This window comes from Halomonas sp. CKK8 (assembly GCF_029625235.1).
GTDB classification, from domain to species: domain Bacteria; phylum Pseudomonadota; class Gammaproteobacteria; order Pseudomonadales; family Halomonadaceae; genus Halomonas; species Halomonas ventosae.
The window spans coordinates 3,111,574-3,135,047 of sequence record NZ_CP121193.1 but is presented as its reverse complement, the minus strand read 5'-3'; the positions used below and the strand labels follow the sequence as shown (position 1 = coordinate 3,135,047).

21 protein-coding genes are annotated in these 23,474 nt (G+C 68.6%); 16 read left to right on the top strand and 5 right to left on the bottom strand.

All coding sequences use genetic code 11. The features are described from left to right. Window positions 1-129 precede the first annotated feature (129 nt). Window positions 130-378 (top strand): sulfurtransferase TusA family protein, encoded by a 249-nt coding sequence (locus P8934_RS14820; protein ID WP_278031722.1) that lies wholly within the window; start codon window positions 130-132, stop codon window positions 376-378. After that, a complete protein-coding gene (locus P8934_RS14815) occupies window positions 375-1,475 on the top strand; it encodes an AI-2E family transporter (RefSeq protein WP_278031721.1) in 1,101 nt (366 codons plus the stop codon). The genes P8934_RS14820 and P8934_RS14815 overlap by 4 nt, the downstream gene beginning before the upstream one ends. Window positions 1,476-1,526: 51 nt before the next feature. Here P8934_RS14815 and P8934_RS14810 read toward each other — a convergent pair whose 3' ends face one another. Then, the gene (locus P8934_RS14810; RefSeq protein WP_278031720.1) at window positions 1,527-2,000 is read right to left on the bottom strand and encodes a peroxiredoxin; all 474 of its coding nucleotides are present in this window, start codon (window positions 1,998-2,000) and stop codon (window positions 1,527-1,529) included. 178 nt (window positions 2,001-2,178) lie between these two features. Between P8934_RS14810 and dapA the strand changes: the two genes are divergently transcribed. The 4 genes from dapA to purC are packed head-to-tail and all read left to right on the top strand — an operon-like array spanning window position 2,179 to window position 5,628. Next, a complete protein-coding gene (dapA, locus tag P8934_RS14805; RefSeq protein ID WP_106230629.1) occupies window positions 2,179-3,063 on the top strand; it encodes a 4-hydroxy-tetrahydrodipicolinate synthase in 885 nt (294 codons plus the stop codon). Between the two features lie 47 nt (window positions 3,064-3,110). Further along, on the top strand, window positions 3,111-4,079 hold the full coding sequence (locus P8934_RS14800; RefSeq protein WP_278031719.1) for an outer membrane protein assembly factor BamC: 969 nt from the start codon (window positions 3,111-3,113) through the stop codon (window positions 4,077-4,079). Next, complete coding sequence (locus P8934_RS14795) at window positions 4,079-4,873, top strand: MBL fold metallo-hydrolase (RefSeq protein ID WP_278031718.1); 795 nt, start codon at window positions 4,079-4,081, stop codon at window positions 4,871-4,873. The genes P8934_RS14800 and P8934_RS14795 overlap by 1 nt, the downstream gene beginning before the upstream one ends. Before the next feature lie 41 nt (window positions 4,874-4,914). Then, on the top strand, window positions 4,915-5,628 hold the full coding sequence (gene purC / locus P8934_RS14790; protein WP_278031717.1) for a phosphoribosylaminoimidazolesuccinocarboxamide synthase: 714 nt from the start codon (window positions 4,915-4,917) through the stop codon (window positions 5,626-5,628). Between the two features lie 42 nt (window positions 5,629-5,670). Here purC and tsaA read toward each other — a convergent pair whose 3' ends face one another. Further along, window positions 5,671-6,426, bottom strand: coding sequence for a tRNA (N6-threonylcarbamoyladenosine(37)-N6)-methyltransferase TrmO (gene tsaA / locus P8934_RS14785; RefSeq protein ID WP_278031716.1), 756 nt, complete (start codon window positions 6,424-6,426; stop codon window positions 5,671-5,673). Window positions 6,427-6,519: 93 nt separating this feature from the next. Here tsaA and P8934_RS14780 point away from each other — a divergent pair, with 93 nt between their 5' ends. Further along, window positions 6,520-7,077, top strand: coding sequence for a GNAT family N-acetyltransferase (locus P8934_RS14780; protein ID WP_278031715.1), 558 nt, complete (start codon window positions 6,520-6,522; stop codon window positions 7,075-7,077). A gap of 8 nt (window positions 7,078-7,085) precedes the next feature. Here the strand turns inward: P8934_RS14780 and nadC are convergent, their stop codons facing one another. After that, a complete protein-coding gene (gene nadC, locus P8934_RS14775; protein ID WP_278031714.1) occupies window positions 7,086-7,937 on the bottom strand; it encodes a carboxylating nicotinate-nucleotide diphosphorylase in 852 nt (283 codons plus the stop codon). A 77-nt stretch (window positions 7,938-8,014) separates the two neighbouring features. Between nadC and ampD the strand changes: the two genes are divergently transcribed. From ampD to P8934_RS14745, 6 genes are all read left to right on the top strand, one after another. Next, the gene (ampD, locus tag P8934_RS14770; RefSeq protein WP_278031713.1) at window positions 8,015-8,611 is read left to right on the top strand and encodes a 1,6-anhydro-N-acetylmuramyl-L-alanine amidase AmpD; all 597 of its coding nucleotides are present in this window, start codon (window positions 8,015-8,017) and stop codon (window positions 8,609-8,611) included. A 303-nt stretch (window positions 8,612-8,914) separates the two neighbouring features. Then, window positions 8,915-11,587, top strand: a complete 2,673-nt coding sequence (gene aceE / locus P8934_RS14765) for a pyruvate dehydrogenase (acetyl-transferring), homodimeric type (RefSeq protein ID WP_278031712.1) — start codon at window positions 8,915-8,917, stop codon at window positions 11,585-11,587. 76 nt (window positions 11,588-11,663) lie between these two features. After that, window positions 11,664-13,685, top strand: coding sequence for a pyruvate dehydrogenase complex dihydrolipoyllysine-residue acetyltransferase (gene aceF / locus P8934_RS14760; protein ID WP_278031711.1), 2,022 nt, complete (start codon window positions 11,664-11,666; stop codon window positions 13,683-13,685). Between the two features lie 237 nt (window positions 13,686-13,922). Beyond that, on the top strand, window positions 13,923-14,579 hold the full coding sequence (gene adk / locus P8934_RS14755; protein WP_278031710.1) for an adenylate kinase: 657 nt from the start codon (window positions 13,923-13,925) through the stop codon (window positions 14,577-14,579). A 108-nt stretch (window positions 14,580-14,687) separates the two neighbouring features. Continuing rightward, window positions 14,688-15,392, top strand: coding sequence for a tRNA (adenosine(37)-N6)-threonylcarbamoyltransferase complex dimerization subunit type 1 TsaB (tsaB, locus tag P8934_RS14750; RefSeq protein ID WP_278031709.1), 705 nt, complete (start codon window positions 14,688-14,690; stop codon window positions 15,390-15,392). After that, window positions 15,389-16,147, top strand: a complete 759-nt coding sequence (locus tag P8934_RS14745) for a class I SAM-dependent methyltransferase (RefSeq protein WP_278031708.1) — start codon at window positions 15,389-15,391, stop codon at window positions 16,145-16,147. The genes tsaB and P8934_RS14745 overlap by 4 nt, the downstream gene beginning before the upstream one ends. A gap of 2 nt (window positions 16,148-16,149) precedes the next feature. Here the strand turns inward: P8934_RS14745 and plsB are convergent, their stop codons facing one another. Next, window positions 16,150-18,603 carry a glycerol-3-phosphate 1-O-acyltransferase PlsB gene (plsB, locus tag P8934_RS14740; RefSeq protein WP_278031707.1) on the bottom strand — a complete coding sequence of 818 codons (2,454 nt, stop codon included), beginning with the start codon at window positions 18,601-18,603 and terminating at the stop codon, window positions 16,150-16,152. 128 nt (window positions 18,604-18,731) lie between these two features. On the opposite strand from plsB, the gene P8934_RS14735 reads away from it, so the two are divergent. Then, complete coding sequence (locus P8934_RS14735) at window positions 18,732-19,853, top strand: phospholipase D-like domain-containing protein (protein ID WP_278031706.1); 1,122 nt, start codon at window positions 18,732-18,734, stop codon at window positions 19,851-19,853. 94 nt (window positions 19,854-19,947) lie between these two features. On the opposite strand, the gene P8934_RS14730 is transcribed toward P8934_RS14735, so the two are convergent. After that, the gene (locus P8934_RS14730) at window positions 19,948-20,598 is read right to left on the bottom strand and encodes a YecA family protein (protein ID WP_278031705.1); all 651 of its coding nucleotides are present in this window, start codon (window positions 20,596-20,598) and stop codon (window positions 19,948-19,950) included. 75 nt (window positions 20,599-20,673) lie between these two features. Here P8934_RS14730 and P8934_RS14725 point away from each other — a divergent pair, with 75 nt between their 5' ends. Together P8934_RS14725 and acs are read left to right on the top strand one after the other, a co-directional pair. After that, window positions 20,674-21,222 carry a SprT-like domain-containing protein gene (locus P8934_RS14725; protein WP_278031704.1) on the top strand — a complete coding sequence of 183 codons (549 nt, stop codon included), beginning with the start codon at window positions 20,674-20,676 and terminating at the stop codon, window positions 21,220-21,222. 176 nt (window positions 21,223-21,398) lie between these two features. Then, the gene (acs, locus tag P8934_RS14720; protein ID WP_278031703.1) at window positions 21,399-23,348 is read left to right on the top strand and encodes an acetate--CoA ligase; all 1,950 of its coding nucleotides are present in this window, start codon (window positions 21,399-21,401) and stop codon (window positions 23,346-23,348) included. Window positions 23,349-23,474 lie beyond the last annotated feature (126 nt).

The window sequence follows — 23,474 nt, the reverse complement described above, 5'->3', positions numbered from 1 at the left end:
CGTCCTCGTCAAGGGGTGACAGGTACCCAGATGTGACATTGATTCGGCTCGCAAAGTGCCTTTAAATCGCAGGGACTTGCGTGCGGGCCCACGGGCGGCACGCCCTGTTCCATCTTCCCGGGAGACACCATGGCGCTGCAACCCGATGACCTGCTCGATGCCCGCGGTCTTCCCTGCCCCCTGCCGCTGCTCAAGGCCAAGCAGGCGTTGTCGCGCCTCGCACCCGGCCAACTGCTGGAGGTCATGGCCACCGATGCGGGCTCCTGGCGCGACTTCGAGACCTTCGTGGCCCAGAGCGCGCACGATATGCCGGCCAGGGAGGAGCGCGGTGACGTCTATCACTACTGGATCCGCAAGGGCGGGGAGTCGGCTCCATGACCCTGAGGTCGGTCTTCAGGAGCTGGATGGATCACTACTTCTCGGACGAGGAGGCGGTGATCCTGCTGGTGGTGCTGGTGCTGGGCTTCACCGTGGTGATCCTGTTCGGGCGCATGCTGGCGCCCTTCCTTATCGCCCTGGTGGTCGCCTTCCTGCTGCAGGGGCCGGTGAGCTGGATGGAGCGGCGCAGGATGCCGCGCCTGTTGGCGGTGTTCGTGGTGTTCCTCGCCTTCATCGGGGTGCTGCTGGCGCTGGCCTTCATCCTGATGCCGCTGATCTGGAACCAGCTGGTGGGGCTGGTCCAGGAGGCGCCGCGCATGTTCGCCAGTGGCCAGCAGCTTCTGGATGATCTCCAGGCACGCTATCCCAACCTGGTCACCCCCGACCAGATGCAGAACTGGATCGACGTGGCCGGCCGCGAGGTGACCCAGCTCGGCCAGCGCGCCCTGACCCTGTCGCTGGCCTCGCTGGGCAACGTCCTGACGCTGATCGTCTACCTGATCCTGGTGCCGATCCTGGTGTTCTTCATGCTCAAGGACCGCGACCGCCTGGTGGGCTTCACCATCTCGCTGCTGCCCCAGCGGCGCGAGCTGATGACCCGCGTCTGGGAGGAGATGGACGACCAGATCGCCAATTACGTGCGCGGCAAGTTCATCGAGATCATCATCGTCGGCACCGTGGCCTTCTTCACCTTCGCCTACTTCGGGCTCCCCTACACGGCACTGCTGGCGGTGGTGGTGGGCCTCTCGGTGCTGGTGCCCTATATCGGGGCGGCGGTGACCACCCTGCCGGTGGCGGCGGTGGCCGGCTTCCACTTCGGCCTGACGGACGAGTTCCTCTACGTGCTGGTCGCCTATGGCGTGCTGCAGGCCCTGGACGGCAACGTCCTGTCGCCGATCCTGTTCTCCGAGGCAGTCAACATCCACCCGGTATCGATCATCCTGGCGATCCTCTTCTTCGGCGGGATCTGGGGCTTCTGGGGGGTCTTCTTCGCCATTCCCCTGGCGACCCTGCTCAAGGCCCTGGTCTACGCCTGGCCGCGGGGCATCAAGCAGCGCCACCTCAAGGAGACGGCCGAGACGCCCGCCGAGTCGTGAACGTCCCGGGGTGTGGGCGATCGCCCGCGCGGATCGACATGAAAGAAGAGCTCAGCCGGCGTGCAAGGCCTGGGCGGCATCCAGCACCTCCTGGGCATGGCCCTTGACCTTGACGCCGCGCCACTCGCGGGCGAGCTTGCCGTCGGCGTCGATCAGGAAGGTACTGCGCTCGATCCCCAGGTGCTCCTTGCCGTAGAGCTTCTTGAGCTTGATGACATCGAACAGTCGGCAGAGCGCCTCGTCCTTGTCGGAGATCAGCGCGAAGTTGAAGTCCTGCTTGGCCTTGAAGTTCTCCTGGGCGCGGATGCCGTCCCGCGAGACCCCGAGGATCACGGTGTTGGCAGCGTCGAAGGCCTCCTTGCGGTCGCGGAAGTCGCCGCCCTCGGTGGTGCACCCGGGGGTGCTGGCCTTGGGGTAGAAGAAGACCACCACCTGTTTCCCCTCCAGCGCCGAGAGGGTGACGGTGGTGTCGCCGGTGGCAGTGGCGGTGAAGTCCGGAACGGGCTCGCCGGGGCTGACGCTCATGGTCGTGCTCCTGTGGTGGATGAGGGAGGAAGCCCCGATTACACGCAACCCACGGCGAACTGTAAAGTCGCGGCTGTACAGGCTCTCGAGGCCTGAGTACCATTTGGCCCCTGGCACCGGGGCGTTGCCCGAGGTCCCCGCGACCGCGAATGCAGGCGAATCGAGAGGAATCGAGAGGATGATCACTGGCAGTATCGTCGCGCTGGCGACGCCGATGAAGGTGAACGGCGATATCGACTGGGAGGCCCTGCGCCGCCTGGTGCACTTTCATCTCGACAACGGCACCGATGCAATCGTGGCGGCCGGCACCACCGGCGAGCCGACCACCATGTCGTTCGCCGAGCATTTCGATGTCATCCGCACCGTGGTGGAGGAGGTGAACGGGCGCATCCCGGTCATCGCCGGCACCGGCTCCAACAATACCACCGAGGCGGTGGAACTGGCCCGCTATGCCAGCGAGGTCGGGGCGGACTGTTGCCTGACCGTGGCGCCCTACTACAACAAGCCCACCCAGGAAGGGCTCTATCGGCACTTCAAGGCCATCGCCGAGAGCAGCGACCTGCCGGTGATCCTCTACAACGTGCCGGGGCGCACCTGCTCGGACATCTACAACGAGACCGTGCTGCGCCTGGCCGAGGTCGACAAGATCATCGGACTCAAGGACGCCACCGGCAACCTGGAGCGTGCCGAGGACCTGATCGCGCGCCTCAAGGGCAGCGGCTTCATGCTCTACTCCGGCGATGACGCCACCGCCTGCGACTTCATGCTGATGGGCGGCCATGGCGACATCTCGGTGACGGCCAACGTGGCCCCCAAGGCCATGCACGAGCTGTGCAGCGCCGCCGTGGCCGGGGATGCCGATCGGGCCCACCAGATCAACACCCGCCTGATGCCGTTGCACACCAACCTGGGGATCGAGTCCAACCCGATCCCGGTCAAGTGGGCGCTGTACCGCATGGGCCACATCGAGCCCGGCATCCGGCTGCCGCTGACCTGGCTCTCCGAGAAGTATCATTCCACCGTCAGCGAGGCCCTGCAGCTGGCGGGCCTGATCGACGACTGAGCGGTGCCCGGCACCGCACCCTGCACAACTCTAGGCAAGGTGGACGCATGAACTCTGCGCTGAAATGGATGCCGCTGGTGGCGGTGATCGCCCTGGCCACGGCCGGCTGTGCCCGTGATGGCTTCTATCATGATCGCAACCTCGACTACGGCGAGGCCGAGGAGAATGCGCCCCTGGTGCTGCCGGAGGGCCGCGATGCCGAGCGCTACCGGGATGCCATGCCCGTCCCCGAGGTGAGTGGCACGCGGCCCGCCGAGGAGGGCGTGGTCGAGGCACCGCTCCCCCAGGCCCTGTCGCCCGGGCGCAGCATGGAGCGCGGCTATGTCGGGCGTCGCGCGGTCGGCGACGAGCGGTGGCTGGTGGTGGGCGCCGAACCGGCAACGGTCTGGCCGGAGCTCGAGCGCTTCGTGCGCAGCCGGGGCCTGACCGTCACCGCCAGCGACTCCCGCCGCGGCATCCTGGAAACCGACCAGGCCAGGCTCAGTGTCCGTCCGGCGCTGCGCAGCGGCGACAGCGAGATTCGCTGCGAGCAGGGCGGGACCACGCAGGCCGCCTGCCTGACGGCGCTGGAGCGCCACTTCGAGGCACGCAGCATGTCGCCGAGCGCCGCCTCGCTGGCCGCCCAGCGGCCCGACGCCCAGAATCGCGCCAGGTTCGAGCAGCGTGGTGACGACTGGCAGGTGATCCTGCCCTTCGCGGCGGATCGTCTGTGGGCCGAACTCAGCCACCAGCTAGAACGCGACTTCGCGGTCGAGGGTCGTCGCGAGCTGCTTGAGCGCGACCCCGCGTCGCGCAGCTTCGTGGTGGGCTACCTGACCCAGAGCGAGCGGGAGCGGGGCCTGTTGCAGTCGCTTGCGACCCTCGACCTGGGCGAGTCGACCCGGCAGGTGCGCCTGGTACTGGAGGCCCGTGGCCCCGAGGAGACCGTGCTCACGGCCCAGGGTGCCGGCGAGGAGGCACTCTCCACCGAGGACCAGCGCGAGCTGCTCGAGCGGGTGGCGGGCCTGCTGCGCTGATGAGTGGCAAGGTGCCGGGTGGGCGCGGGCGCCTCTCCTTCGCCTCCCTCGGCAGCGGCAGCAAGGGCAACGCCACGCTGGTCAGCGACGGCGAGACGCACCTGCTGGTCGACTGTGGTTTCACCTTGCGCGAGACCGAGCGCCGCCTGGCCCGGCTGGGTCTGCATCCCCGCCAGCTCGATGCGCTGCTGGTGACCCACGAGCATGGCGACCATGTGCGGGGCGTTGGCCCCCTGGCCCGCCGCCACGGACTGCCGGTCTACCTGACGCCGGGGACCTGGCTGTCGGGCCGGCTCGGCGAGCTGCCGCGCCGTCACTGGATCACTCCCCAGGCCCGGTTCACGGTCAAGGGGCTGACCATCGACCCGGTCACCGTGCCCCATGACGCCCGGGAGCCGGTGCAGTTTCGCATCGACGCCGGCGAACGGCGCCTCGGCCTGCTCACCGACCTGGGGCATCCCAGCGCGCATGTGGTCGAGGCCTTCACCGGCTGCGACGGCCTGGTGCTGGAGTGCAACCACGACCCGCGGATGCTCGCCGAGGGGCCCTATCCCGCGAGCCTCAAGCGACGCGTCGGCGGTGACTGGGGGCACCTGGCCAACGGCCAGGCGGCCTGGTTGCTGGCCCGGCTGGGGCTCGACCGCCTGCAGCGCATCGTCTGCTCCCATCTCTCCGAACACAACAACCGCCCCGAGCTGGCCCTGGAGGCCCTGGTGCCGCTGCTCGACGGCGACGAATCCCGGCTGAGGGTCGCCGCCCAGGACGCTGGCCTGGCCTGGCAGACCCTCGGCTGAACGACCATCCTGATCCGTATCCGCGCCTCTGGAGGCTCCCCATGGAAAAGCGCCAAGAACTCTATGCCGGCAAGGCCAAGTCGGTCCATGCCACCGATGACCCCGATCGCCTGATCCTGACCTTCCGCGACGACACCAGCGCCTTCGACGGCGAGCGCATGGAATCGCTGGCCCGCAAGGGCATGGTCAACAACCGCTTCAATGCCTTCATCATGGAGAAGCTGCAGGCGGCGGGCATCCCCACCCATTTCGACCGCCGCCTCTCCGACACCGAGAGCCTGGTCAAGAACCTCGAGATGATCCCGGTGGAGTGCGTGGTGCGCAATATCGCCGCCGGCGGCCTGGTCAAGCGCCTCGGCGTGGAGGAGGGCCAGGCGCTCGACCCGCCCACCTTCGAGCTGTTCCTCAAGAACGATGCCCTGCACGACCCTATGATCAACGAGTCGCTGGCCGAGACCTTCGGCTGGGCGACCCCCGAGCAGCTGGCCGAGATGAAGGCGCTCACCTTCCGCGTCAACGAGGTGCTCAAGGCGCTGTTCGCCGAGGGTGGCCTGCTGCTGGTGGACTACAAGCTGGAGTTCGGCCTGTTCAAGGGCGAGATCGTGCTGGGCGACGAGTTCTCCCCGGACGGCTGCCGCCTGTGGGACGCCAAGACCCGCGAGAAGCTCGACAAGGACCGCTTCCGCCAGGGGCTGGGCGGGGTGATCGAGGCCTACGAGGAGGTCGGTCGGCGCATCGGCATCGACTTCGACTGATGCCGTCCCTGTGATGCGAGAAGGGCCCCTCGGGGCCCTTCGTCATGTCCGGCCTTCGGCCGGCAGGACCTCGACCACCCTCAGCGTCGTGGGGCCGGCCTGTTCCTGCAGTGCCTGGAAGCGCACGTCCACGTCGCGCAGTCGCACCCCGTAGATCCGTGTCTCGGCGCCGTGGCGGTAGGCGGGGCGCGGGTCCTGGGCCAGTATCTGGAGGATCAGTTCACGCAGCGAGTCACCGTCGGGGCGCCGGGCCAGCACGCCCTCCGCCTCGGGCGAGAGGCTGACCGCCAGGGTCGGCGGCGCCTCGGGGGCGAAGCCGGCGCGGGCCTCGGGGCGGGCCTCGGCCCAGGGCAGGTAGGGCTTGATGTCGAGCACCGGAGTGCCGTCGACCAGGTCGGCGCCACGAAGCCGCAGGCGCACGCCGTGCGAGGTGTCGATCTCGACCAGTTCCACCAGCGACAGCCCCAGGCGGTTGGGCCGATGGGTGCTGCGGCTGGCGAAGACGCCCACCTTGGCGTTGCCGCCCAGGCGCGGCGGGCGCACCAGCGGGCTCCAGCGAGCCGGGCCGGCCGGTTCGGGACTGAGGTGGAAGACGAAGGTCAGCCAGAGGTGGCTGAAGGCCGTGAGGCCTCTCACCGCCAGCGGGTCGTCGAAGGGCTGGACCAGCACCAGGGACGCCCGGGCCGCCGTTGCCAGGCCCGGCTGGCGCGGGATGCCGAACTTGTCCGGGAAGTCGCTCTCGATGATGCCGATGGGCGTCAGCTGGAAGGCATCGGGTGGGGTGGGACGGTCGTTCATGGCATATCCTGAGAGTGACCACCCGCAGGGCTTGGCCCCGCGGCGTGGCTTGGGTAGTCTGCTGGGCCGGTCATCATTTCAGGAAGGTCTCACATGCGTCTTGCCGATATCGACAACGGATCCGAGCCGGCCGAGCCGCCGCCCGCCGGGCGCCGCCGTGGACCGCGAATCGTCTATCGCACGGCCCGCGCCCGGGACGCCGCGGACCAGGCCGAGGTCTTCCACCACGCCGTGATGCAGGGCGCGGCGGGTCACTATTCGCTGGTCGAGCGCGAGGCCTGGGCGACGGCGCTGCCCCGGGATGGCAGTGCCTGGGCGGCCCGCCAGGCGCTCTACACCACCCTGGTCGCCGACTGCGAGGGCCGCTGCGTGGGCTTCCTGGAACTGGACATGCCCCGCGGGCGGATCGAGACCCTTTATGTCTGGCCGTCGCTCGGACGGCGCGGGATCGGCTCGACCCTGCTGGTGCATGCCGAGCGCCTGCTCCTCGAGCAGGGCGTGACTCGGGCCGCCATCGAGGCCAGCGCCATGCTGGTCGAGGGCCTGGTGCACCGGGGCTGGCAGCGGCTGGGCGACGACTGGGTCGAGCGCGGCGGCGAGCGGCTCTACCGCCAGCGGCTCGAGAAGCGGCTGGTCGCCGTCGAGACCTGAGGGGCCGCTCAGGTCTCCTGCTCGACGATCCGCATCGACAGATCGATGGCCCTGACATCCTTGGTCAGGGCGCCGCTGGAGATGCAGTCCACGCCGGTCTCGGCGATGGCGCGCAGGGTGCCCTCGTCGACGTTGCCCGAGGCCTCAAGGGTGGCACGCCCGGCGGTACGACGCACCGCCTCGCGCATGTCGTCGAGACTGAAGTTGTCGAGCATGATCACGTCGGCCCCGGCGGCAAGCGCCAGGTCCAGCTCCTCGAAGGTCTCCACCTCCACCTCCACCGGCAGGTCGCGGGCGATGTCGCGGGCCTCTTTCACCGCCGCCGCGATGCCGCCGCAGGCCGCGATGTGGTTCTCCTTGATCAGAAAGGCGTCGTAGAGGCCGATCCGGTGGTTGTGACCGCCGCCGCAGGTCACCGCGTACTTCTGGGCGAGCCTCAGCCCGGGCAGGGTCTTGCGGGTGTCCAGCATGCGCACGCCGGTCCCCTCGAGCAGGTCCACGTAGTGGCGGGTGCGGGTCGCCGTGGCGGAGAGGGTCTGCAGCAGGTTGAGCGCGGCCCGCTCCCCGGTGAGCAGGCTGCGCGCCGGCCCCTCCAGCTCGAGGAAGGCCTGGCCGGGCGAAAGGTGGTCGCCGTCGGCGGCCTGCCAGTGCAGGGCGACCCGGGCATCGAGGCGCCGGAACAGCTCGTCGACCCAGGCCACGCCGCACAGCACCGCCGCCTCGCGGGTGATCACCCGGGCCCGGGCCATCTGCTTCTCGGGCACCAGCTGGGCGGTGATGTCACCGGGGCCGACGTCCTCGGCCAGCAGCCGGGCGGCACTGTCACGGATCTCTTCGGCAAGGGCGTCCTGGTAATGCATGGCGGGTCCATCTCTGTGCGGGGAAGCTTGAGGCGATCATTATAGGGAAACCCATGCATCGACGTCAGGGAAAAACCATGCGCATCGACGACGGCTGGCTGCCAGGCGCCCGGCACCTTTCCTCGCCCAACCAGGACGAACGCCCGGCCGGGGAAGTCTCGCTGCTGCTGCTGCACGCCATCAGCCTGCCGCCCGGGGTCTTCGGCGGAGAGCATATCGAGCGGCTCTTCACCAACCGGCTCGACCCCGAGGCACACCCCTTCTTCGCGACCATCGCCGGGCTGCGTGTCTCGGCCCACCTGCTGATCCGCCGCGACGGGGAGTGCGTGCAGTTCGTGCCCTTCCAGGCGCGAGCCTGGCATGCCGGTCGCTCGCGGTGGCGGGACGGCGCGCGCGAGCGGACGGCGCTGAACGACTTCGCCGTGGGCATCGAGCTGGAGGGGGACGAGGTCAGCCCCTACACCGGCGCCCAGTACCGGGCCCTCGCGGCCGTCACCCTTGCCCTGCTGGCGGCCTACCCGGCCCTCGACGAGACGCGCATCACCAGCCATGCCCGGGTGGCGCCGCTGCGCAAGAGCGACCCGGGGCCCGCCTTCGACTGGGCCTACTTTCGCCAGGAAGTGGAAAGAATACGTTCCCGAGGGTGCCCGGGAAGCCTTGCCGATCACGCCTGAATGGCACGCTTGCTTCATACGGTAGTTTAGCTACAACTTCCTGAGCGGGCCCGGATTCGACGCCGTGGGGTCACGTAATCCCCTGTGTTGCGGTGCAATACAGATTATGTGAAAACTATTTCCATTCTATCTTGAATTGGCAGGGCCCGGCGTTTACGGTATCTTCGCGCCAACGGCAACCGCACATCACACCACCTTGTAAAACAACTACAGGCCTGACGCGTTCGGTCTGCACGTCCGAACATGAGCGCCACTCGCCCCTCTGCGGGGCTGTAGTCCCCACCGTCATTCGGAGAGACGTCTATGAGTCTGGAATCAAGAGAAGATCTCGATCCGGTCGAAACCACGGAATGGCTGGATTCCCTGGAGTCGGTCCTGGATCGCGAGGGCGAGGATCGTGCCCGGTACCTGATGACGCGCCTGGCCGACCGCGTGCGTCGCGATGGCATGCAGGTGCCCTTCTCGGTGACCACCCCGCATCGCAACACCATTCCGGTGCACCGCGAGGCGCCGATGCCGGGTGATCTCTTCATGGAGCGTCGCATCCGTTCGCTGATCCGCTACAACGCCATCGCCCAGGTGATCCGCAACAATCGCGCGAACCCGGGGCTGGGTGGTCATATCGCCAGTTTCATGTCGGCGGCGACCCTCTATGACGTGGGCTTCAACCACTTCTTCCGCGCCCCCAACGGCGACTTCGAGGGCGACCTGGTCTACATCCAGGGCCATGTGGCGCCGGGCGTCTATGCGCGTGCCTACCTGGAGGGGCGTCTTACCGAGGACCAGATGGACAAGTACCGCCAGGAGGTGGATGGCGACGGCCTCTCGTCCTACCCGCACCCCTGGCTGATGCCGGACTTCTGGCAGTTCCCCACGGTGTCCATGGGCCTCGGCCCCATCCAGGCCATCTACCAGGCCCACGTGATGAAGTACCTGGATTCCCGTGAGCTCAAGGACATGCACGATCGCAAGATCTGGTGCTTCATGGGCGACGGCGAGTGCGACGAGCCGGAATCCCTGGGGGCCATCCACCTGGCCAGCCGCGAGAAGCTCGACAACCTGATCTTCGTCGTCAACTGCAACCTGCAGCGCCTGGACGGCCCGGTGCGCGGCAACTCGCGCATCATGGACGAGCTCGAGGGCGTGTTCCGCGGCGCCGGCTGGAACGTCCTCAAGGTCGTCTGGGGTCGCCTCTGGGACCCGCTCTTCGAGAAGGACAAGAAGGGCATCCTGCAGAAGCGCATGGACGAGGCGGTAGACGGCGAGTACCAGAACTACAAGGCCAACGGCGGCGCCTATACCAAGGAGCACTTCTTCGGCAAGTACCCGGAAACCGCCGAGATGGTCAAGGACATGTCCGACGAGGACGTGTGGAAGCTCAACCGCGGCGGCCATGACCCCTTCAAGGTGTACGCGGCCTACCACGAGGCGACCCAGAACGCCAACGGCCGGCCCACCGTGATCCTGGCGCACACCGTCAAGGGCTACGGCATGGGGGGCGGCGACGGCGAGGCCGCCAACGAGGCCCACCAGGTCAAGACCATGGAGTACGAGGCGCTGCGCACCTTCCGCGACCGCTTCGGCATCCCGCTCACCGACGAGCAGCTCAAGGAAGTGCCCTACTACAAGCCGGAAGACGATACGCCGGAGATGAAGTACATGCATCTCCAGCGCGAGCGCCTGGGTGGCTATCTGCCGGCGCGCCGCAATGACTTCGAGGCGCTGCCGATCCCGGCCCTCGAGGACAAGACCTTCGCGTCGCAGACCGGCGGCTCCAAGGGTCGCGAGGTCTCCACCACCATGGCCTTCGTGCGCATACTCAACGGCCTGGTCAAGGACAAGAAGATCGGCGAGCGCGTGGTGCCGATCATTCCCGACGAGGCGCGCACCTTCGGCATGGAGGGCATGTTCCGCCAGCTCGGCATCTACACCTCCGAGGGGCAGAAGTACGAGCCGGTGGACAAGGGTCAGATCATGTTCTACCGCGAGGATCAGAAGGGCCAGATCCTCGAGGAGGGCATCACCGAGGCCGGCGCCATGTCGGCGTGGATCGCCGCCGCGACCTCCTACTCGAACAACGCCACGACGCTGCTGCCGTTCTATGTCTACTACTCGATGTTCGGCTTCCAGCGCATCGGCGACCTGGCCTGGGCGGCCGGTGACATGCAGGCCCGCGGCTTCCTGGTCGGCGGCACTGCCGGGCGTACCACCCTGAACGGCGAGGGCCTGCAGCACCAGGATGGCCACAGCCACCTGCAGGCCTCGATGATTCCCAACTGCCGCAGCTACGATCCCACCTATGCCCATGAAGTGGCGGTGATCGTCCAGGATGGCCTGAAGCGCATGTTCGCCGACAAGGAGAACTGCTTCTACTACCTGACGGTGATGAACGAGAACTACGAGCACCCGGCCCTCGACGAGGTGCCCGCCGCCGACATCATCAAGGGCATGTACCTGCTGCGCGAGACGCAGGGCGACAAGGGCCGCGTGCAGCTGCTGGGTTGCGGCACCATCCTGCGCGAGGTCGAGGCCGCCGCCGAGATGCTCGCCGAGGAGTGGGGTGTGGGCGCCGACATCTGGAGCGTCACCAGCTTCAACGAACTGCGCCGCGAGGCCCTGGAGATCGACCGCCAGGCCTTCATCAACCCCGAGGCCGAACCGGGCAAGCCCCACGTCACTGCCTGCCTGGAAGACCGCAAGGGGCCGGCGATCGCCTCCACCGACTACATGAAGCTGTTCGCCGACCAGGTCCGCGCCTGGGTGCCGACCGACTACCATGTACTGGGGACCGACGGCTTCGGTCGCTCCGATACCCGCGAGAAGCTGCGTGCCTTCTTCGAGGTCGACCGCCGCTTCGTGACCGTGGCCGCGCTCAAGGCGCTGGCCGACCGTGGCGAACTGGATCGCAAGGTCGTCGGCGAGGCGCTCAAGAAGTACGGCATCGACCCGGCCAAGCCCAACCCGCTTGAGGTGTGAGGCGCCGACCGACTGATCCGGTGGCATGGCGGGCCCGCGAGGCCCGCCCCCGTCAAGAGTTTGAAGGAGCGCGACCTTGAGTAGCGAAATCATCAAAGTTCCGGACATCGGTGGCGATACCGATGTGGAAATCATCGAGATCGCGGTGGCCGAGGGTGATGTCATCGCCCCCGAGGACACCCTGATCACGCTGGAGTCCGACAAGGCCAGCATGGACGTGCCGGCGCCGAAGGGCGGCAAGGTGCTGAAGGTGCTGGTCAAGGAGGGCGACACCGTCTCCGAGGGCGACGACATCGTCGAGATCGAGGTCGAGGGCGGCGGCGAGGCCGAGGAGAAGCGCGAGGCCTCCGAGGCGCAGAAGGCGCCCGAGTCGGCACCCGAACCGGCCCCGGAGAAGCCTGCCGCCAGTAGCGGGGGTGGCGGCAAGCGCACCGTGGAGATTAAGGTTCCCGACCTGGGCGGCTCCTCGGATGTGGAGATCATCGAGGTGGCGGTGGCCGAGGGCGACGAGGTGGCCGCCGAGGATACGCTGATCACCCTGGAGTCCGACAAGGCCTCCATGGACGTGCCGAGCCCCCATGCCGGCAAGCTGGTCTCGCTCACCGTCAAGGAAGGGGACACCGTCTCCGAGGGCGACGTGATCGGCACCATGGAAGTCGAGGACGCGGGTACCGGCGAGGGGGGGGGCGAGGCCGAACCCGCCGCCGAGTCGGCGCCTGAGCCGGCCGAGAGCGCCGCGCAGGCGTCGGCCCCGGCCGAGGAGGAGGGTGCCGGCAGTGGTGAGCCGGAGCGCAAGGAGGTACGCGTTCCTGACCTCTCCGGTTCCGCCGACGTGCCGATCATCGAGATTGCCGCCAGCGTCGGCGACGAGGTCGACGAGGAGGACCCGCTGATCACCCTGGAGTCCGACAAGGCCTCCATGGACGTGCCCAGCCCCTACAAGGGCAAGCTGCTCGAGCTGACCGTGAAGGAGGGCGATACCGTCTCCGAGGGCGACTTGATCGGCTATATCGAGGTGGCCGGCACTCCGGTGGCCGGCAGCAAGCCCGCCGCCCAGCCGGCGGCGAAGCAGCCCGAGCAGAAGGCAGCGCCGAAGGCCGAGGCACCGATGGAAACGCCCGCCGGCTCGCCGAGTCCCGAGGCCCAGATGGCGGCCCACAAGCCCCGTGACGGCAAGCTGGTGCATGCCGGCCCGGCGGTGCGCATGCTGGCCCGGGAACTGGGCGTCGACCTGGGGCTGGTCAGGCCCAGCGGCCCCAAGGAGCGCGTCCTCAAGGAGGACGTCCACGCCTATGTCAAGCAGGTGATGGACGGCAAGGCCAGCACACCCGCGGCAGCGGCTCCGCCGGCGGCAGCCGGGGGCGGCATCCCGCCGATCCCGGACCAGGACTTCAGCCAGTTCGGCGAGGTGGAAGAGAAGCCCATGGGGCGCCTGATGAAGATGGGCGCCACCAACCTGCATCGCAGCTGGGTCAACCTGCCCCATGTCACCCAGTTCGACGAGGCGGACATCAGCGAGCTGGAGGCCTTCCGCAAGTCGATGAAGGCCGAGGCCGAGGCCCAGGGCGCCAAGCTCACGCCGCTGCCCTTCCTGATCAAGGCCTGCGCCTTCGCGCTGCAGAAGTTCCCGCAGTTCAATGTCAGCCTGAAGAGCGACGGCGAGACGGTGGTGCACAAGAAGTACGTGCATATCGGCGTCGCCGTGGACACCCCGGATGGCCTGATGGTGCCGGTGATCCGCGATGCCGACCGCAAGTCGCTGATCGAGCTGGCCAAGGAGTCCGTGGAGCTGGCCAAGAAGGCGCAGTCGAAGAAGCTCAAACGCGAGGAGATGACCGGTGGCTGCTTCACCATCTCCAGCCTGGGCTCCATCGGCGGCACCGCCTTCACGCCGATCGTCAACGCCCCGGAGGTGGCCATCCTCGGCATCTCCAAGGCGCAGATGAAGCCGGTGTGGGATGGCCAGGCCTTCCAGCCGCGGCTGATGATGCCGCTGTGCCTCTCCTATGACCACCGGGCGGTCAACGGCGCCGATGCGGCGCGCTTCACCGCCTTCCTGGGCCAGGTGCTGACGGATATCCGTCGCCTGCTGCTGTAGGGCTGCCATCCTGCCCGGTACGACGGCGCCGCAAGGCGCCGTCGTCGGTTATGGCGGGTTCGATCCCCGGGGCAGACCAAAGTGCTATTTGGCTGCCACAAGGTTGATACGCCGACCTTTTTTCCGCTTTTGGCGGCCTCTCGGCGGTCACTTCGCTTGTCTGGGCCTGACGGCACGGTTATCGTTCGGGTCTTTCCTTTCCCCGTGTACGAGATTCACACTTCAAGGAGCAGTCAGATGCGTTTGATCCTGTTGGGCGCCCCCGGTGCCGGCAAGGGCACCCAGGCCCAGTTCATCTGCGAGCGGTTCAACATCCCGCAGATCTCCACCGGCGACATGCTGCGCGCCGCGGTGAAGGCGGGCAGCGAACTGGGGCTCAAGGTCAAGGAGATCATGAACAGCGGCGGCCTGGTGTCCGACGACATCATCATCGCCCTGGTCAAGGAGCGCATCAGCCAGCCCGACTGCGCCAACGGCTTCCTGTTCGACGGCTTCCCGCGCACCATCCCCCAGGCCCAGGCCATGAAGGATGCCGAGGTGAAGATCGATCATGTGCTGGAGATCGCCGTGGATGACGAGGAGATCGTCAAGCGCCTGGCGGGTCGCCGCGTGCATCCGGGCTCTGGCCGTGTCTATCACCTCGAGTACCAGCCGCCGAAGGAAGAGGGCAAGGACGACGTCACCGGCGAGACGCTGATCCAGCGTGACGACGACCGCGAGTCCACCGTGCGCAACCGCCTGGCGGTCTACCACGAGCAGACCGCGCCGCTGGTCGACTACTACCGGCAGTGGGCCAAGGAGGACCCCGAGGCGGCGCCGGAGTACCATCGGGTCGAAGGGGTGGGCAGCATCGACGACATCACCGCCCAGGTGATCGAGGCGCTGGAAGGCTGAGCCCCACGCTACACCGCCCCTTGACGAAGGCCCGCCATGCGCGGGCCTTCGTCGTTGGCGATGGCGCGCGTATAATGCCCCGACATTTTCCGCCGCGACCTCTTGCCCATGCCGATCCTGCTGGCCCTGGATGCCTCCTCGAGCGCCTGTTCCGCCGCCCTGCTGCGCCGCCGTGAGGGCCTCGACGACGAACTGATCTCACGCTTCGCCCTGACCCCGCGGGAGCACACCCGGCGGCTGCTGCCGATGGTCGACGAGGTGCTCGCCGAGGCCGGCCTGCCAGCCTCGGCGCTGGATGCCGTGGCCTATGGCAGGGGGCCGGGCTCCTTCACCGGCCTGCGCATCGCCGCGGGGGTCGCCCAGGGGCTCGCCTTCGGCCTCGACCGACCGCTGGTCGGTGTCTCGACCCTCGAGGCGCTGGCCCTGGGCGCCCATCGTCGCCACCACTACCGCTGGCTGATCACCGCCCTGGATGCCCGCATGGGCGAGATCTACGTGGCGGCCTGGCAGTGCCGCGATGGTGCGCCGGTGGCGCTGACCGAGGAGGCGGTGATGCCGCCGGCGCGGCTGCGCCTGCCGGTCGGCCATGACGACCACGACTGGGTCGGCATCGGCACCGGCTGGCGCCTGTGGGACCAGATGCCTGCCGAGGTGCAGGCCGGCATGGGGCTCTGCCTGGTCGAGCCGGAGGCCGATGCCGCCGACATGGCCCTTCTTGCGGTGCGCGACTTCGTGGCCGGCGAGGGCCGGCCACCCCACGAGGTGCAGCCGGTCTACCTGCGCGACCGGGTCGCCTGGCAGAAGGGCCGATGAGGCAGGATGTGCCGGTGGGGGTGGCGGACCCGGCCCTCGCCACGCGCCTCGGCCTGCCCCTGGCCGGGGAGGGCGAGGCCGAGCTGCTGCTGGTCCACCAGGGCGACCGCCTGGTACTGGCCGGCGATGCGAAGCGCTACGGTCATCCGCTGGCGGTGGACTTCGTCGCGGGTCGCGCCGCCCATCGTCGTCGCTTCGGCGGGGGGCGTGGCCAGCTGGTGGCCCGCGCCTGCGGCCTGGCCAGGGGCGTCACGCCCTCGGTGGTGGATGCCACCGCCGGGCTGGGGCGCGACGCCTTCGTGCTGGCAAGCCTGGGGGCCGAGGTGCTGCTGATCGAGCGGGTCGCGGCGATCCTTGCGCTGCTGGAGGACGGCCTGGCGCGGGCACGGCGCGATCCCGAGATCGGCGAGATCGCCGCGCGCATGTCAATCGTCCACGGCGACGCGACCCTCGGGCTGGAGGCGCTGGTGGCGAGCGGCGCCGTGGCGCCCCAGGTGATCCACCTGGACCCCATGTTCCCCCACCGCGACAAGTCCGCGCTGGTCAAGAAGGAGATGCGGCTCTTCCGCACCCTGGCCGGCGATGACCCGGATGCCCCGCGGCTGCTGGAGGCGGCACTGGACGTGGCGACCCATCGGGTGGTGGTCAAGCGGCCGCGCAAGGCGCCGCCCATCGAGGGGCCCTCGCCGCACCACGTCATCGAGGACAGGACCAGTCGCTACGACCTCTACGTCCACCGCCGCCTGGAGGCCTGAACTCAGCCCGCTTCCGGGCGACTGACCAGCTGCAGGCGGTGACGCAGCGCCGGGTCGAACAGCGCGCGGCTCCGCTGGGCCGCCTCGCGCAGGCGGTCATCGAACACCAGGCGGTCCTCCTCGGTGTGAAGCCATCCCTGTGCCTCCAGGCTCTCCACCAGGCCGGAGAACAGCCGGGTATCGAAGAATTCCGGTGCATCCAGCCCCGAGAGCAGGGCCAGCCGCTCGGCGAGCTCGCGGCTGCGCGCGGTCAGCTCGTCGGCGGTGAAGTGCCCGGCGGGCTCGCTCAACAGTACCGACAGCAGCAGGTAGCCGCGCTCGAGCGACGGCTGCATCAGGCCCCCTAGCATGCCCAGCTGCTCCCCGGCCTCCAGGGACTCCCGAGGCCGGCGCCAGTTCCCGTCCTCGGCTTCCAGCAGTCCCGCCTCGACCAGTGCCGCGAGCATCCCGGCCAGGTCCTCGCGCAGCGAGGCCGGGGGAGCGATCATCAGCTCGCGGGTGAGGATCGGCCAGCCGGGGGCGAGCAGGGCCACCAGGCCATCCAGCTCATGGCAGGCCTGGTGGCGGAACGCGAAGGCGGTGAGCCCGGCGAGTGCGAAGAGGTGCAGCACGTTGTTGCGATACCAGCCCAGCAGGCCGGCCTGGCGGCCGTCGGCGACGATGATGTCGCCCAGCGGGTGCGGGCGGCGCTCGACCATTCCCAGGGCGAGAACCCGCTCGAGCCAGGTGTCGGGCGTGCCCTCCGGCAGGCTGACGTGGCGGCCGCCCGGGAGGCGTCGCTGGAGGGCCACCAGCAGCGCCAGCTGGCGCTTGAGCAGGCTGGCCTCGATGGCATGGTGGGGGGTGGCCAGCAGCACCAGGGCCACCAGGTTGACCGGGTTGAGGGCGGCGGCCGCATTGATGCGACGCGAGAGGGTCTCGCCGAGGCGGGGCACGGCCCGTGCGAGCCAGGGCGGGCGCGGGTCGTCGAGCTGTCCTCGCCAGCCGGGCACCTCCGCATCGAGGAAGGCCGGGAGCGACAGGGGGTCGCCGATGTTCACGGTGACCTGCCCGAAGGGCTGGCGCAGCCGGCCGAGCACCCGCAGCACTCCCCAGGGGCTCTCCTTGCGCTTCCTGCCGCCATGCAGCTCGCGCTGGTAGCTGCCGCTCTCGAGGATGCGCTCGTAGCCGATGTAGACCGGCACGAAGACCAGCGGCTGGCCGCCGCCGCGTGCGCCGCGCAGGTAGGAGCGCAGGGTCATCGAGAGCATGCCGGGCCGGGCAGGCAGCATGCGGCCGCTGCGCGAACGCCCTCCCTCGATGAAGTACTCCAGCGGGTGGCCGCGGGCGATCAGGCGGTGCAGGTATTCGTGGAAGACCGTGGCATAGAGGCGGTTGTCGCGGAAGCTGCGACGCATGAAGAAGGCCCCGCCGCGCCGCAGCAGCGGGCCGATCAGCGGCATGTCGAGGTTGCGTCCGGCGGCGATGTGCGGGGGCATCAGGCCGTCGCGGTAGAGCACGTAGGAGAGCAGCAGGTAGTCGATGTGGCTGCGATGGCAGGGGACGTAGACCAGGGTATGGTCACCGGCGATGGCCTTGACCCGCTCCAGGCCGTGCACCGCCACGCCGTCGTAGAGGCGGTTCCAGAGACGCCGCAGCAGGCCGTCCATGAAGCGCAGCACCGGGTAGGTCATGTTCGAGGCGATCTCGCGGCCATAGCGGCGGGCCCGGCCCTCGAGTCGCGGCACCGAGCGTTGCTCCGCGGTCGCCACCTCGCGGATGACGCGGCGCACCTCGGGGCTCTTCGCGACCCCCTCGATCAGGGTGCGCCGGTGGGAGAGATCCGGTCCCAGCACCCGGGTGCGCAGGCGGCGAAAGTGCACCCGCAGCAGCCTGGCAATCTTGCGATTGGTGAGGTCGGCCTCGCGCGCGTCGAGCAGCTCGGAGAGCCTGAGCGGCGTGCCGAGATGAACCTCCACGTCCTTGCCGTTGACCACCACCGACAGCAGGCGGCGTAGCCGTCCGGTGAGCTGCCAGCTGTCCGCGGCGAGCAGCTGCCAGAAACCGAAGCGCTTGCCCGGGGCGCGCCCCCAGAAGATGCTCACCGGCACCAGCTGGACATCACGGCCGGGGTCACGCTGGCACTGCTCGATCAGCGACAGGAAGGGGGCCGCCGGTCGCCGCGTGCGGCGCCCAAGGCGTCGGATCGGGGCGGGCAGCGCCGTGCTGGCGGGCAGGGTGACCGCGCCGATGGTGCGCCGGCCGCCGGCCGACGGCAGGCCATGGGCGCGGGTCAGCGAGGCCAGCAGCAGGGTATCGGAGAGCGCCGGGTGCGGCAGCACATAGAGGGTCGGTAGTGTCGGCTCGAGGGAAAGCGCCTCGGACTCGGGCTCGATCAGCCGGATCCGGGCCCAGCGGGCCATCAGTCGCTCGAGCGGCGCGCGCAGCGCGCCGGCCAGCATGCGTGCAAGGCCCATCCTGTCGCCTGTGCCCGGGGGTGAGCCGTCAGTATAGCGGCCCGTCTCCCGGCGGTCAGGGGGCCGGGCTTTTCCCGGGCCGGTAAACATGCGTCAATGCTGTAACGGCATGTGACAGGGATGGTGCCATGCACGGCATGTGGCGAGACGGCAATCACTTCGAACTGCTTCCCGAGGCGGCCCTCTTCCTGCCCTCGATGTTCGCGGCCGTCGACCGGGCGCGCCACTCCGTGCTGATCGAGCTCTACCTGATGGAATCCGGCCGGCTGGCCAGCGCGCTGATCGGGGCGCTGGTCCGCGCCGCCGAGCGCGGCGTGTCGGTGATGCTGCTGCTCGACGGCTATGGTGCCATGGGGCTCGCCACCGCCGATCGCCAGCGTCTCGAGGCGGGGGGCGTGGCGCTGCGCTTCTTCAATCCCCTGGGGATGCAGTCGCTGGTGCGCAACCTGACCCGGGACCACCGCAAGCTGGTGGTGGTCGACGGGGCCGAGGCCTTCACCGGTGGCTTCGGGGCCGTGGACGAGTTCCTGGATGCCTGGTATGAGGTCGCGATGCGCATCGAGGGGCCGGTGGTGGCTGACTGGGTGCGGCTGTTCTGCCGGCTCTGGGACTCCCCCATGAGTCGCGGGCCGGGCAGGGCCTCGCTGGTGCGCGGGCTGGAGCTCGCGACGCGCCAGCGCGAGGGCTATCGCGGCATGCGCGGTCGCGTGGTCTGGGGGCAGGGCTATCGCTACCAGGCGATCCGCCACTCGCTGCATCATCGGGTCGCGACCGCCGCGGAGCGGCTATGGATCTGTACCCCCTACTTCGTGCCCACCTTCACCCTGCGCATGCGCCTGGCCCGGGCGGCCCGGCGCGGCGTCGACGTGCGCCTGCTGCTGCCGGGCGAGCTCCACGACCATCCCGGCGTGCGCTATGCCGGCCAGCGCTTCTATGGCCGCCTGCTGCGGGCAGGGGTACGCATCTTCGAGTTCCAGCCCACCTTCATCCATGCCAAGTTCTCGCTGGTCGATGACTGGGTCAGCCTCGGCTCGTGCAACTTCGACCACTGGAGCCTGCAGTGGAACCTGGAGGCCAACCAGGAGGTCGATGACTCCCGTTTTGCCGCCGAGGTCGCCGGGCTCTTCGAGCGCAACTTCGCGTCGAGCACGGAGATCGACCCGGAGGCCTGGTCGCGGCGGCCACGCCTGCAGCGCTTTCGTGAGTGGCTCTATGGCACCCTGGACGGGATGCTGACACGGCTAAGATAGCGCCGGCGACGAGCTGCGCGCCGCCAAGGTGCAAGGATGGGTCAGCCTGACTCCTGGTCCCCTTGTGACTCGCTTCGCTTGGCCGCTTGGCCGCCTATCGCCGGCCCTTGCCGCGCCCGGCGGGCTGCTTGCGGCGCGGCCTGGGCTTGGGTGTCTCCGGGGGGACGCGATAGTGCAGGTAGAGGTCCAGCACCAGTTCCGGCAGCTGGGTAACGAGGCCCTCGAGGCGCGTCGCATCACCGGCGAGCTCCGCCATGTCGGGCTCGTCGTCGAACAGCCCCGAGAGCAGCATGAAGGGCAGCAGCAGGGTGGCGGCGGCCTCCTCGTCGTCGGCGAACCAGGCAGCCTCGTCGAGAAAGACCCCCTCCATGAAGCCGGCGCACCAGTCGCCGATCGGTGTCTCCTCCGGGGCGCTGCCGGCGAGCTCGAGCTCGAAGGGCAGCTCCGGGAGGCCGCCCGCCTCCAGCACCTCGATGGCGTTGTGCCTGAGCCGCTCGAGCAGCCCCAGGATGGTCTCGCGCTCGGCGTCATCCGCGAAGGCCGGATCGCCATGGAACAGCTCGGCCACCCAGGCCGCCGCGGGGGTGTCGCGTGGCGCCACGGCCAGGGCCACCAGGAAGCCATGGGCGCCGATCAGGTCCAGGGCGTCGGCGTCGACTCGCTCGGAGTCGAGGAAGTCGTCGAGCAGGTCGAGCTCCGCGTCCTCGAGCAGCGGCTGGGGGAGGGGCGTTTCGGCATCGGACATGACGGCTCTCGCAGGGAAGTCGTGGGCATGGGGAAGGCTTTACGCCTCGACACGAAGGCGCCATTCTAGCATCCCATGACCAAGCCCGCGCTTCCCGACCCCGACCCCGCCCGGCTGGATGCCCTCGACCGGGCTGCCCTGCAACGCGCGCTCCTGGCGCGGGTCGAGGCGGCCTGGCGACTGTGTCGCGAGCTGCACCCCGGGCTGCCGCGCCCGGCGGTCTGGCTCGACCTGCGCGGCAAGTGCGCCGGCCAGGCGCACTTCGGTCGCGGCGGGCTGCGCTTCAATCCGGTGCTGCTGGAGGAGAATCGCCTCGCCTTCCTGGTCGAGGTGGTGCCCCACGAGATGGCCCACTGGCTGGTGCATCACCTGGAGGATGGCCACCGCGCGCGACCCCACGGTCGCGAGTGGCAGACCGTGATGCGCCGCCTCTTCGGCGTGGCGCCCAGAACCACCCACCGCTTCGACACCGGCCGTGCGAGCCCGGCGCCCTACCGCTACCGCTGCGGCTGCCGGGAACACGGCTTCACCGCCCGGCGGCATGCCCTGGCCCGGCGGGGGCGGGGGTATCGGTGCCGGCACTGCGCTGAGACCTTGGTCTATCTCGGTCGTTCCGCTTCCTGAATTCTCTTGTAAGTCATTGTCATTAAAAAGAAAAATGTTTCTACCAATGTCTAAAGGGAAGGCCGCGTGCTGACGTATATGCTGTGGACAGGTTTTATGGGGCCGGCCCGCTCGATACGCCCTGCGGCCGGCAACATCCACCTGGAGGGTCCATCCCCCTGGACAGAGGCATATCCATGACCGAGCAGCAGAAAGTCTATCCGGTAAGCGACGAGTTTGCCGCCAAGGCCCACGCCGACAAGGCTACCTATGAGGCCATGTACCAGCAGTCGGTTGACGACCCGAAGGGGTTCTGGGGTGAGCAGGCCAAGCGCCTCGACTGGTTCAAGGCGCCGACCAAGATCAAGCACACCTCCTTCGACTCGCACAACGTGGATATCCGCTGGTTCGAGGACGGCACCCTGAACGCCAGCGTCAACTGCCTCGACCGCCATCTCGAGACCCGTGGCGACCAGCCGGCGATCATCTGGGAGGGCGACGACCCCAAGGATGACAAGACGCTTACCTACCGTGAGCTCTATGAGAAGACCTGCCAGCTGGCCAACGGACTCAAGGAGCTGGGCGTCGGCAAGGGCGACGTGGTCACGCTCTACATGCCGATGATTCCCGAGGCCGCCATGGCGATGCTCGCCTGTGCCCGCATCGGTGCCGTGCACTCGGTGGTGTTCGGTGGATTCTCCCCTGACGCCGTTGCCCAGCGCGTGATCGGCGCCAAGTCCAAGCTGATCATCACCGCCGACGAGTCCGTGCGCGGTGGCAAGCAGGTGCCGCTCAAGGACAACGTCGATGCCGCCCTGACCCGCGACGGTACCGAGGTGTGCAAGAACGTGCTGGTGGTCAAGCGCACCGGCGGCGAGATCGACTGGAAGGATGGGCGCGACGTCTGGTACGACGACATCGTCACCCAGCAGTCCACCGACTGCCCGGCCGAGGAGATGGGGGCCGAGGATCCGCTGTTCATCCTCTACACCTCCGGCTCCACCGGGGCGCCCAAGGGGCTGAAGCACACCACCGGCGGCTACCTGCTGCATGCCGCCATGACCCACCAGTACGTCTTCGACTACCAGGAGGGCGAGGTCTACTGGTGCACCGCCGACGTCGGCTGGGTCACCGGCCACAGCTACATCGTCTATGGGCCGCTGGCCAATGGCGGCACCACCCTGATGTTCGAAGGGGTGCCCAGCTACCCGACCCACGGTCGCATGGGCGAGATCGTTGACAAGCACAACGTCAACATCCTCTATACCGCACCGACGGCGGTGCGCGCCCTGATGGCCCATGGCGACAACGTCATGGACTCCAGCAAGCGCGACAGCCTGCGAGTGCTCGGCTCGGTGGGCGAGCCCATCAACCCCCAGGCCTGGGAATGGTTCTACCGGGTGATCGGCAACGGGAAGTGCCCCATCGTCGACACCTGGTGGCAGACCGAGACCGGGGGGATCATGATCGCCCCGCTGCCCGGTGCCACCGACCTCAAGCCGGGCTCCGCCACCCTGCCGTTCTTCGGTGTGGTGCCGGCACTGGTCGACAACGAGGGCACCGAGCTCAAGGGCGCCGCCGAAGGGAACCTGGTGATCCAAGACTCCTGGCCCGGCCAGGCGCGCTCCATCTGGGGCGATCACGAGCGCTACGTGCAGACCTACTTCTCGGCGTTCAAGGGTGTGTACTTCACCGGTGACGGCTGTCGTCGAGACGAGGATGGCTACTACTGGATCACCGGCCGCGTCGATGACGTGCTCAACGTCTCCGGCCACCGCATGGGCACCGCCGAGATCGAGTCCTCCCTGGTGGCCCACGAGGCCGTGGCCGAGGCGGCCGTGGTCGGCTTCCCCCACGACATCAAGGGGCAGGGCATCTACATCTACGTGACCCTGGCCGACGGCTTCGAGGAGAGCGACGAGCTCAAGAAGGAGCTGACGAAGTGGGTGCGCAAGGACATCGGTCCCATCGCCTCGCCGGACGTCATCCAGTGGGCCCCGGGCCTGCCCAAGACCCGCTCGGGCAAGATCATGCGCCGCATCCTGCGCAAGATCGCCGCCAACGAGTGTGACGGCCTGGGCGATACCAGCACCCTGGCGGACCCGTCGGTGGTCGACGAGCTGATCGAGCATCGCGCCAACCGCTGAGGGCCTGCCCGCCCTATGGCATGCCAAGCCGGCCCCTCGGGGCCGGCTTCTTTGTGCTCGGTCATGGGAATGTCGACAATATCCCGAGAGCCCTTGGGAATCGCCGCGGCCATGGGGTAACATGCG

Bases quoted from the DNA above. Each gene is read 5' to 3' on its own strand.
- P8934_RS14730 (WP_278031705.1), bottom strand. From the start codon at position 20,598: ATGTCCGATGCCGAAACGCCCCTCCCCCAGCCGCTGCTCGAGGACGCG.
- P8934_RS14810 (WP_278031720.1), bottom strand. From the start codon at position 2,000: ATGAGCGTCAGCCCCGGCGAGCCCGTTCCGGACTTCACCGCCACTGCC.
- P8934_RS14815 (WP_278031721.1), top strand. From the start codon at position 375: ATGACCCTGAGGTCGGTCTTCAGGAGCTGGATGGATCACTACTTCTCG.
- P8934_RS14780 (WP_278031715.1), top strand. From the start codon at position 6,520: ATGCGTCTTGCCGATATCGACAACGGATCCGAGCCGGCCGAGCCGCCG.
- dapA (WP_106230629.1), top strand. From the start codon at position 2,179: ATGATCACTGGCAGTATCGTCGCGCTGGCGACGCCGATGAAGGTGAAC.
- P8934_RS14745 (WP_278031708.1), top strand. From the start codon at position 15,389: ATGAGGCAGGATGTGCCGGTGGGGGTGGCGGACCCGGCCCTCGCCACG.
- plsB (WP_278031707.1), bottom strand. From the start codon at position 18,603: ATGGGCCTTGCACGCATGCTGGCCGGCGCGCTGCGCGCGCCGCTCGAG.
- aceE (WP_278031712.1), top strand. From the start codon at position 8,915: ATGAGTCTGGAATCAAGAGAAGATCTCGATCCGGTCGAAACCACGGAA.
- adk (WP_278031710.1), top strand. From the start codon at position 13,923: ATGCGTTTGATCCTGTTGGGCGCCCCCGGTGCCGGCAAGGGCACCCAG.
- P8934_RS14725 (WP_278031704.1), top strand. From the start codon at position 20,674: ATGACCAAGCCCGCGCTTCCCGACCCCGACCCCGCCCGGCTGGATGCC.
- tsaA (WP_278031716.1), bottom strand. From the start codon at position 6,426: ATGAACGACCGTCCCACCCCACCCGATGCCTTCCAGCTGACGCCCATC.
- P8934_RS14735 (WP_278031706.1), top strand. From the start codon at position 18,732: ATGCACGGCATGTGGCGAGACGGCAATCACTTCGAACTGCTTCCCGAG.
- nadC (WP_278031714.1), bottom strand. From the start codon at position 7,937: ATGCATTACCAGGACGCCCTTGCCGAAGAGATCCGTGACAGTGCCGCC.
- tsaB (WP_278031709.1), top strand. From the start codon at position 14,688: ATGCCGATCCTGCTGGCCCTGGATGCCTCCTCGAGCGCCTGTTCCGCC.
- ampD (WP_278031713.1), top strand. From the start codon at position 8,015: ATGCGCATCGACGACGGCTGGCTGCCAGGCGCCCGGCACCTTTCCTCG.
- P8934_RS14795 (WP_278031718.1), top strand. From the start codon at position 4,079: ATGAGTGGCAAGGTGCCGGGTGGGCGCGGGCGCCTCTCCTTCGCCTCC.
- purC (WP_278031717.1), top strand. From the start codon at position 4,915: ATGGAAAAGCGCCAAGAACTCTATGCCGGCAAGGCCAAGTCGGTCCAT.
- P8934_RS14820 (WP_278031722.1), top strand. From the start codon at position 130: ATGGCGCTGCAACCCGATGACCTGCTCGATGCCCGCGGTCTTCCCTGC.
- P8934_RS14800 (WP_278031719.1), top strand. From the start codon at position 3,111: ATGAACTCTGCGCTGAAATGGATGCCGCTGGTGGCGGTGATCGCCCTG.
- acs (WP_278031703.1), top strand. From the start codon at position 21,399: ATGACCGAGCAGCAGAAAGTCTATCCGGTAAGCGACGAGTTTGCCGCC.